This window comes from Serratia sp. CY43202 (assembly GCF_052168755.1).
In the GTDB taxonomy this organism is placed as follows: Bacteria; Pseudomonadota; Gammaproteobacteria; order Enterobacterales; family Enterobacteriaceae; genus Serratia; species Serratia bockelmannii.
In genome coordinates this window covers 1-4,087 of the sequence record NZ_JBJNMB010000020.1, presented here as the reverse complement: position 1 = coordinate 4,087, position 4,087 = coordinate 1, and the positions used below count along the sequence as shown (strand labels likewise).

Annotated in this window: 7 protein-coding genes; 3 read left to right on the top strand and 4 right to left on the bottom strand. The window is 48.4% G+C overall.

The window, feature by feature from the left end; genetic code table 11:
• The first annotated feature begins 200 nt into the window (after nt 1-200).
• A complete protein-coding gene (locus ACJ8J5_RS24685; RefSeq protein ID WP_094310465.1) occupies nt 201-359 on the top strand; it encodes a replication initiation protein in 159 nt (52 codons plus the stop codon).
• Nucleotides 360-595: 236 nt separating this feature from the next.
• Here ACJ8J5_RS24685 and ACJ8J5_RS24680 read toward each other — a convergent pair whose 3' ends face one another.
• Nucleotides 596-865, bottom strand: coding sequence for a hypothetical protein (locus tag ACJ8J5_RS24680; protein ID WP_079839079.1), 270 nt, complete (start codon nt 863-865; stop codon nt 596-598).
• Between the two features lie 81 nt (nt 866-946).
• On the opposite strand from ACJ8J5_RS24680, the gene ACJ8J5_RS24675 reads away from it, so the two are divergent.
• Together ACJ8J5_RS24675 and ACJ8J5_RS24670 are read left to right on the top strand one after the other, a co-directional pair.
• On the top strand, nt 947-1,180 hold the full coding sequence (locus ACJ8J5_RS24675) for a YgdI/YgdR family lipoprotein (protein ID WP_001036746.1): 234 nt from the start codon (nt 947-949) through the stop codon (nt 1,178-1,180).
• 21 nt (nt 1,181-1,201) lie between these two features.
• Nucleotides 1,202-1,429, top strand: coding sequence for a YgdI/YgdR family lipoprotein (locus tag ACJ8J5_RS24670; RefSeq protein WP_000719360.1), 228 nt, complete (start codon nt 1,202-1,204; stop codon nt 1,427-1,429).
• Between the two features lie 947 nt (nt 1,430-2,376).
• On the opposite strand, the gene ACJ8J5_RS24665 is transcribed toward ACJ8J5_RS24670, so the two are convergent.
• From ACJ8J5_RS24665 to ACJ8J5_RS24655, 3 genes are all read right to left on the bottom strand, one after another.
• Nucleotides 2,377-2,778 (bottom strand): helix-turn-helix transcriptional regulator, encoded by a 402-nt coding sequence (locus tag ACJ8J5_RS24665; RefSeq protein WP_058820895.1) that lies wholly within the window; start codon nt 2,776-2,778, stop codon nt 2,377-2,379.
• Nucleotides 2,778-2,969 carry a Rop family plasmid primer RNA-binding protein gene (locus tag ACJ8J5_RS24660; protein ID WP_022644820.1) on the bottom strand — a complete coding sequence of 64 codons (192 nt, stop codon included), beginning with the start codon at nt 2,967-2,969 and terminating at the stop codon, nt 2,778-2,780. Before ACJ8J5_RS24660 ends, ACJ8J5_RS24665 begins: the two co-directional genes overlap by 1 nt.
• Nucleotides 2,970-3,448: 479 nt before the next feature.
• Nucleotides 3,449-3,598 (bottom strand): AbrB/MazE/SpoVT family DNA-binding domain-containing protein, encoded by a 150-nt coding sequence (locus ACJ8J5_RS24655; protein ID WP_170873421.1) that lies wholly within the window; start codon nt 3,596-3,598, stop codon nt 3,449-3,451.
• Nucleotides 3,599-4,087 lie beyond the last annotated feature (489 nt).

Sequence of the window (4,087 nt, the reverse complement as noted above, 5' to 3'; positions counted from 1 at the left end):
AATCTGACGCTCAAATCAGTGGTGGCGAAACCCGACAGGACTATAAAGATACCAGGCGTTTCCCCCTGGTGGCTCCCTCGTGCGCTCTCCTGTTCCTGCCTTTCGGTTTACCGGTGTCATTCCGCTGTTATGGCCGCGTTTATCTCATTCCACGCCTGACACTCAGTTCCGGGTAGGCAGTTCGCTCCAAGCTGGACTGTATGCACGAACCCCCCGTTCAGTCCGACTACCACGCCCGTTCCGGTAACTATCAACTTGAGTCCAACCCGGAAAGACACGACAAATCGCCAGTGGCGGTAGCCATTAGTAACTGGAGGTATACGAGAGACAAATTAAGAGGTCTTGAAGTATGGGCCTGAGAGAGGCTACACTGAAAGAACAGTTTTGGTTTCTGCGGTCTCGTATACCCAGTTACCTGGTTAAGCAGTTCCCCAACTGACTTAACCTTCGATCAAACCACCTCCCCAGGTGGTTTTTTCGTTTTCAGAGCAAGAGATTACGACTGTAACGACAGGATCACAAGAAGATCATTTACTCAGAGAGACTAACTACCACTATGTTTGCCTATCAACATACTTAGGAAACATTACTTGAGTTAACGACTCCACCTTACTTTTAGTATCTCGCAATGAATCTTCCGACCGCCGTTGTGTTGAAGTTCTATTGCGCCACCGGGGTATAAATCACTTTCGTTTAACTCAATTAAAAGCTCGTTCTTGTGAGCATCCTCTAAATAAAGGTAATAACACCCACCATAAAGGTTCTGCGTATCTGGCACGGCAACAAAAGATTTCTTTCCGAACAGTAAAACAGCCTCTTTTTCTCCATGCTCTGTCAGCAATAATCGAAATTCTTGTCCATTCAATCCTCTTTTCGCATGAAAAAACGACCTATACTTAGATGGTTAGTGACCATATCCACTTTACCTTTAAGCAGGGAACCTATTATGAATAAAAAAACGCTGTTGGCGGCCATGATGGTCGCGTTGGTGACCTTTGCCGCTGCTGGATGTTCTTCAAACCAAGAAATAAAAACCACAGATGATCGCACTATCGTTACAGACGGCAAACCCAAAGTTGACAGTGATACGGGATTAGTATCCTACAAAGATGCCCATACAGGCCGAACCGAACAGATCAACCGTGACAAAATTACCAACATGAGTGAACTAGACAACTGATACGGATAAAAGGAGCTGGCTTTGAAAAAGATTTTTGTTTCAGTGTTCGCAGCGGCAGTTGCGCTTTCAGCCCTAACCGGCTGCACGCGCACAAGCTATGCCATCCACACCAACGACGGGCGTACAATTGTCAGCGACGGCAAGCCTACAGAATCAGACTCAGGCCTGCTGGGCTATAAAGACGCAAATGGTGTCAAACAGCAGATCAATAAAGCCGACGTTAAAGAAGTCTCTGAAATTCCGCATTGAGGCATCGCTCTCTCCGAAAAGGGCCGCTAATGCGGCCCTTTTCTTTATCTGCCCCAACAACAGGCAAAAAAAGCCCCCGCTGGGGGCCAAATACCTGCAGTGGCTGGATAGTACTGCATTCCTGATGAAGGAGACGAATAAGTATGGGCCGGATTTTTGCGTCTGCAGGCTCGGTCGCCACAATTTTTCCGTACCCGCCAGGCATCATGCTTTTACCATAACATCCCTTATCAGCACCGCCTGAGAGGCTCTCAGGGCGTTTCTGACGGGAAACCGGTAAAACAGGCAACAAACCACCCGAAAACCCGCCAGAAACGCGCAGGCTCTGTTTTTACGGCATGCATGAGTATGCGCGCAAGTGCATAGCGCGGAAATTCACGCCATTCAGCCGGGGTAAGTCCTGTTTCCGATGTTCTTCTTACCCGAAAACGGTGAACGGGGACGCAATTTATTGCGTGGCCGTGAGGCGTTGCCGGCGCAGCCGGAAAACCCGTTTTCAGCACGTTCAGGAATCCGGTTCAGCGACAGCCGGCAATGACGTGATGGCAAGTCACCGGACGACTTAGCACACGATTCACCGGCGATTCGACTCGTGACTTGACTCTAGAGTCACCAAGGTCAGAAAAACACCAAATGAACGACTCAACTCTAGAGTCAAGTCGTCATAAGTTACTGATAGTATGGAGTGAGTCGTCGATGACTCTATGACGAGTCGTCGGCAAGTCGTACGCGAATCGCCGACGACTTGGATTTACCTTACAGAAGGTAATACAGCGTAATTTAATAAAACCTAACCAACTGATAATAAGGAGTTATCTGCAAAATTTTAATTTTGCGTGGTGTGTGGGTATTTTTCGTGGTGAGGAGTGTTCCCGGATCTGGCGATATCTGGGAAGGTTCAGGAACTCCCCGGAATGGCCGGAGAGGAAAACTCAACCATGGCAGGATCAGGATTTCTTCCAGAATTTCCACCATGGCGCCGGGGATTCAGTTAATTTTGCCTGGTGATTTTCAAGAAGGAGCATGGCCTGTTTCAGGCTGTCAATGTGCGACTCCTTGGACAAAAGTAAGGTGTTCAGGTGTTCAATCTCCTGTTTCAGATGACGAATCACCTGTTCATTCTGGTCAGCAGAGGCTGTATCACGCTGTTCAGAGACCTGTCCAGAAAGGTGTTCACCCTTAGGTTGCTCAAAGGGACCGAAGACACGCAAAAGCTCTGAAGTATCTACCATTTTTGCATTACGTTCACCGCTACAGGTGGACAAGTCACCTGCTTTAATTAACCTGTGCAGCGTTGTTCTACTCTTACCCGTCAGTCTGGCAGCCTCACTAATAGATACTCTGGCCATCAGTTACCATCCTGTGATGCATTCAGTCTCGAGGAGAGTGTACGGAAAAGATGCTCCGCATCATCGTGGAGTTTCTCACAAAGGTCCGCCTCAACATCGAGATCAAGCTCGTTAAGCTTCTCCAGCAGGAGCAGAGACTGATTCTGGATGAATTTAGCCATGTTCAGCGCTGTTTTCTGTTGTTTCGTCATAAGGGCCCTCAGAGCATCAGTGCTCAGTGTAAACCGGTAAGGGGGTCGGATGTACGAATGGTTCAGAGAACGGATCTGAGGTAATCCTGTAGTTATTTTGTAGTTTATCTGTAGTCATCGCACTAAAAATCAGGATTAAATCATCAACTTTTGTAGTCTTCCTGTAGTTTACCTGTAGTCCGGAAAAATCATCCGTTCATGCAAGCATGAACGAAGCAGTTAAAGACGCTTTTTCGTCGCCGATGCTCCTTAACCTGCGCAGATCACGCGGCCAGAATGATAATTTTTTGCCCCTTAAATGGTCATACACCTAACGCAGCCGCGATTTTCATCGCAACTGCATGAATTAAAAGGTAAAAACTTAAATCTCCGTTTATTTATGTAATACGCAACGTATTACAATCACCTGTAATTACATGAAAATAAAGAAATAAAATGTAATACCGGCGTATTACCACGTACGCGGGCAAGCGAAAAAGCTATAACGCTTCCCGGCCGACAGGCGGCCCGGAATCCACAGGGGCATGCAGGTTCTCTTCAGTAACCTGCGCCATTAAATCAAAAAGGTCATATTCGCCGGGAAGCTGCGTATCAGTAGCATACCGTTGTTCATCATGTTCAGATGGCATGGGGTGATATCCAGTAGCTGAGAGGTTGTTAGCGGGTTTCGGGGCGCAGCCCTGAACCAGTCACGTAGCGCTAGCGGAGTGTAAACTCCGCTTATTATGTTGGCACGGGCACGGAAATCAGTGAAGTGCTTCATGTGGCAGAAGAAAAAAGTCGGCACCGGCGCGTAAGCAGAATATGCGATACAGGAGATATTCCGCTTCCTCGCTCACTGACTCGCTCCGCTCGGTCGTTCGGCTGCGGCGAGCAGTACCAGCTTACTGGCGGGACGGAAATTTCCTGGAAGATGCCAGAAAGAGACGGACAGAGAAACGACAAGGCTGCGGCCAAGCCGTTTTTCCATAGGCTCCGCCCCCCTGACAAGCATCACAGAATCTGACGCTCAAATCAGTGGTGGCGAAACCCGACAGGACTATAAAGATACCAGGCGTTTCCCCCTGGTGGCTCCCTCGTGCGCTCTCCTGTTCCTGCCTTTCGGTTTACCGGTGTCA

Coding starts and splice junctions, on each gene's coding strand:
- ACJ8J5_RS24685 (WP_094310465.1), top strand. CDS start 201: ATGCACGAACCCCCCGTTCAGTCCGACTACCACGCCCGTTCCGGTAAC.
- ACJ8J5_RS24675 (WP_001036746.1), top strand. CDS start 947: ATGAATAAAAAAACGCTGTTGGCGGCCATGATGGTCGCGTTGGTGACC.
- ACJ8J5_RS24665 (WP_058820895.1), bottom strand. CDS start 2,778: ATGGCCAGAGTATCTATTAGTGAGGCTGCCAGACTGACGGGTAAGAGT.
- ACJ8J5_RS24660 (WP_022644820.1), bottom strand. CDS start 2,969: ATGACGAAACAACAGAAAACAGCGCTGAACATGGCTAAATTCATCCAG.
- ACJ8J5_RS24655 (WP_170873421.1), bottom strand. CDS start 3,598: ATGCCATCTGAACATGATGAACAACGGTATGCTACTGATACGCAGCTT.